Source organism: Ligilactobacillus aviarius, assembly GCF_001654615.1.
Lineage (GTDB): Bacteria > Bacillota > Bacilli > Lactobacillales > Lactobacillaceae > Ligilactobacillus > Ligilactobacillus aviarius_B.
Window position 1 is genome coordinate 1 of record NZ_LWUD01000034.1, and the last position, 4,353, is coordinate 4,353.

4 protein-coding genes are annotated in these 4,353 nt (G+C 40.2%); 3 read left to right on the forward strand and 1 reads right to left on the reverse strand.

Going from position 1 to position 4,353, the window contains the following annotated elements; all coding sequences use genetic code 11:
• Positions 1-141: 141 nt before the first annotated feature.
• Positions 142-825, reverse strand: coding sequence for a prepilin peptidase (locus A3O17_RS05625; protein ID WP_064208344.1), 684 nt, complete (start codon positions 823-825; stop codon positions 142-144).
• Between the two features lie 207 nt (positions 826-1,032).
• Between A3O17_RS05625 and rpsL the strand changes: the two genes are divergently transcribed.
• The 3 genes from rpsL to fusA all read left to right on the forward strand — a co-directional run bounded on the left by rpsL (position 1,033) and on the right by fusA (position 4,139).
• On the forward strand, positions 1,033-1,449 hold the full coding sequence (gene rpsL / locus A3O17_RS05630) for a 30S ribosomal protein S12 (RefSeq protein WP_057906204.1): 417 nt from the start codon (positions 1,033-1,035) through the stop codon (positions 1,447-1,449).
• A gap of 28 nt (positions 1,450-1,477) precedes the next feature.
• Positions 1,478-1,948 carry a 30S ribosomal protein S7 gene (gene rpsG, locus A3O17_RS05635; RefSeq protein ID WP_057826625.1) on the forward strand — a complete coding sequence of 157 codons (471 nt, stop codon included), beginning with the start codon at positions 1,478-1,480 and terminating at the stop codon, positions 1,946-1,948.
• 97 nt (positions 1,949-2,045) lie between these two features.
• Complete coding sequence (gene fusA, locus A3O17_RS05640; protein ID WP_057826626.1) at positions 2,046-4,139, forward strand: elongation factor G; 2,094 nt, start codon at positions 2,046-2,048, stop codon at positions 4,137-4,139.
• Positions 4,140-4,353: the final 214 nt, after the last annotated feature.

Consider the following 4,353-nt stretch of genomic DNA (forward strand, 5'->3'; position numbering starts at 1 on the left):
ATACTTAATGAAGAAGTTACATGTGAGGTAACTTCTTTTTTATTATAAATGAAAGGAGGCATTTCAGCGAATTCTCGCTGAAGTGACTCCTGTGATTTAGTGACTTATGTCACAACCTCTTTTTTTATTTAGTAAGACTGATCAGGTTGTTAAATGCAAAAGTAAAGTTACAATGATTCCAATTAAAAGCCATGGAATAAAAGGAAGCGTGGTTTGATTTGAAAACTTCAATGTAATGAAGGCACCGCAAGAAGCAATTAAAATGATCACCGCAAGGGTAATTGGTGGAAATAAAATTCCAAATAAACTTATCAGACAGGTATCAGCCCATCCAAAGTAGTTGTTGAGCGATAAAATTGCGAGACTTCCGCTGACGATGATCCAGAACTCGATTTGAATTAACGGAATATTGAAAGTTCGATTGCCAAAGATTAAGAGAACACTGCATGTGCCACCAAGCAAAAGGTTAAGCGAGACCGTCTGGGTGAAGAAATCTTCAAGTGCTAAAATTAAAAGCCAAGTTAATAAGAAACCAAATTGAATTGCAGCTAAGTCAGAAAAAGTTGAAAATAAGTAAATGAAGAATCCCCCGCCGAGAAATTCACCGATGGGATAAGCAACCGTGATTGGAAAATGGCAATTAACACACTTTCCGCCTTGAAGCAGATATCCTAAAATTGGAATCAACTGCCACCATTTAAGTCGCTGATGACAATGATCACAAATCGACCAGTTGCAGTTTTGAATTTGCTCAACATACCGCCGGGCCTGGCACATTCCAAATGAAACGCATACGGCTCCTAAAATAAAAGCAATAGTTAACATAAAAATCCTCCTAAAGATAATTACGAAATTTAAAATTATTTTTGAAATTGAATTGACATCAAAAATGCTCTGTGATAAATTAAAAAAGGTGCTTTATGAGAACTGTTTAGCACAGTAATATCTCACACCGAGTTTTTTATAATTAAAAAAGAAACTCCTGGGTGTGTGTACTAGAAAAATGACAATTAAGGAAGGAGGAAGCTTTAGATGCCTACAATTAACCAATTAGTTCGTAAAGGTCGTAAGTCTAAAGGTTCAAAATCTAATTCCCCAGCTTTAAACTTTGGGTACAACAGTTACAAAAAAGTTCAAACAAACAATCCAGCTCCACAAAAGCGTGGGGTTGCAACACGTGTTGGTACAATGACACCAAAGAAGCCTAACTCAGCTTTGCGGAAGTACGCTCGTGTACGTTTGTCAAACTTGATCGAAGTTACAGCTTACATTCCAGGTATTGGTCACAACTTGCAAGAACACAGTGTTGTTTTGATTCGTGGTGGCCGTGTAAAAGACTTGCCTGGTGTTCGTTACCATGTTATCCGTGGTGCTTTGGATACAGCTGGTGTTGAAGGCCGGATGCAAAGCCGTTCAAAATATGGTGCAAAGAAGCCTAAGAAGAAATAATCAATACTTATTTTAGGAGGTAGAGCATATGCCAAGAAAAGGTCCTGCAGCAAAACGCGAAGTACCTGAAGATCCAATTTATCATTCACAATTGGTTACAAGTTTAATTAACCACCTTATGTTAGATGGTAAGCGTGGTACAGCTTCAAAGATTTTATACGAAGCATTTGATATGATCAAAGAAAAGACTGGCAAGGATCCATTGGAAGTCTTTGAACAAGCAATGGAAAACGTTATGCCTGTTTTGGAAGTTAAGGCCCGCCGGATCGGTGGTTCTAACTACCAAGTTCCGATCGAAGTACGTCCAGACCGTCGTCGTACATTAGGTTTACGTTGGATCGTAAACTACGCTCGTCTTCGTGGTGAACACACAATGTCTGAACGTTTAGCAAAAGAAATTATGGATGCAGCTAACAATACTGGTGCTTCTGTTAAGAAACGTGAAGATACACACAAGATGGCTGATGCAAACCGTGCATTCGCACACTATCGTTGGTAATATTTTGTGGAATGGCTGTTATAGATTCTTTTATCCTATAATAGTCATTTTTTTGAAAATTCGATTGATTTAATAATTGGAAGGAGAGAATATTTCCATGGCTAATAAACGTGAATTCCCTTTGGAAAAAACACGTAATATCGGGATCGTAGCTCACATCGATGCTGGTAAGACAACTACAACAGAACGTATTCTTTACTATACAGGTAAAATTCACAAAATTGGTGAAACACACGATGGTGCTTCACAAATGGACTGGATGGAACAAGAACAAGAACGTGGGATCACAATCACATCAGCTGCTACAACAGCTCAATGGAAAGATCACCGAATCAACATTATTGATACCCCAGGGCACGTTGACTTCACAATCGAAGTTGAACGTTCACTTCGTGTTTTAGATGGGGCCGTTGTTGTTTTGGATGCCCAATCAGGGGTAGAACCACAAACTGAAAACGTATGGCGTCAAGCAAGTACATACGGGGTTCCACGGATCGTCTTTGTTAACAAGATGGATAAGATCGGTGCTAACTTTGATTACTCAGTTGATACGATCCGGGATCGTCTTCAAGCAAACCCATTGCCAGTTCAAATGCCAATCGGTGCTGAAGATGAATTCGAAGGGGTTATCGACTTAATCGAAATGAAGGCTGACCTTTATGACGAAGATAAGTTAGGTTCAAAGTGGGATACAGTTGATATTCCAGAAGAATACCGTGAAGAAGCTGAAAAGCGTCGTGAAGAAATGATTGAACAAATCGCCGATGTTGACGATGAAATCATGGAAAAATACCTTGGCGGTGAAGAAATTTCAAACGATGAACTTCGGGCAGCAATTCGTCGCGGAACATTAACGTTAGACCTCTTCCCAGTATTTGCTGGTTCAGCATTTAAGAACAAAGGTGTTCAAATGATGCTTGATGGGGTTAACGATTACTTGCCATCACCATTAGATGTTAAGCCATACACAGCTACAGATCCTGACACAGGTGAAGAAGTTGACTTAATTGCTGATGACTCAAAGCCATTTGCTGGTTTAGCATTTAAGATCGCAACAGACCCATTCGTTGGTCGTTTAACATACTTACGGGTTTACACAGGTACTTTGGAAGCTGGTTCATACGTATTGAACGCTACAAAGGGCAAGCGTGAACGTGTTGGTCGTTTGTTGCAAATGCACTCAAACCACCGGAAAGAAATCCCAGAAGTATTCTCAGGTGATATTGCAGCCGCAATCGGTTTGAAGGATACAACAACTGGGGACTCATTAACAGATCCAGATCACCCATTGATTCTTGAATCAATGGAATTCCCAGATCCAGTTATCCAAGTTTCAGTTGAACCAAAGTCAAAGGCTGACCAAGATAAGATGGATGTTGCTTTACAAAAGCTTGCTGAAGAAGACCCATCATTCAAGGCTGAAACAAACCAAGAAACTGGTGAAACATTGATCGCCGGAATGGGTGAATTGCACTTGGATATCATCGTTGACCGGATGAAGCGTGAATTCCACGTTGAAGCTAAAGTTGGTGAACCACAAGTTGCTTACCGTGAAACATTTACAAAGCAAGTATCTGCTCAAGGTAAATTCGTTCGTCAATCAGGTGGTAAAGGTCAATATGGTGATGTTTGGATCGAATTCACACCAAACGAAGAAGGTAAAGGCTTCGAATTCGAAGATGCTATCGTTGGTGGGGTTGTTCCTCGTGAATACATTCCTTCAGTTGAACAAGGTTTGAAGGAAGCTATGCAAAACGGTGTCTTAGCTGGTTACCCATTAATCGATGTTAAGGCTAAGTTATATGATGGTAGTTACCACGAAGTCGATTCAAGTGAAGCAGCCTTCAAAGTTGCTGCATCATTAGCTTTGAAGAATGCCGCAGCTAAGGCTGGTGCCGTTATCCTTGAACCAATCATGAAAGTTGAAATCGTATGTCCTGAAGACAACTTAGGTGATGTTATGGGACACGTTACAGCTCGTCGTGGTCGGGTTGACGGAATGGAAGCACGTGGTGGATCACAAGTTGTTAATGCTTATGTACCGTTGGCTGAAATGTTTGGTTACGCAACAACATTGCGTTCAGCAACACAAGGTCGTGGGACATTTACAATGACAATGGATCACTACGAACCAGTTCCGAAGTCAATTCAAGAAGAAATTATTAAGAAGAACGGCGGTAACGCTGGTTAATAATTGAATGATAGAAAGTCATGCGAAAGCATGGCTTTTTATTTTTGTGGCTCTTTGTCAAATCGTATTGGTGAAGAACTTTTAGGAGAAGCATTAACTGTTGTTACGCCTGTCTTTTATACATATCTTCGAGCCCCCTAGACGCTACGCTTTCTTGTATTGCGTTTTCGGCTTGGAAACTTACATGTCATGGTACTTGAGTATGTTCTTTTTT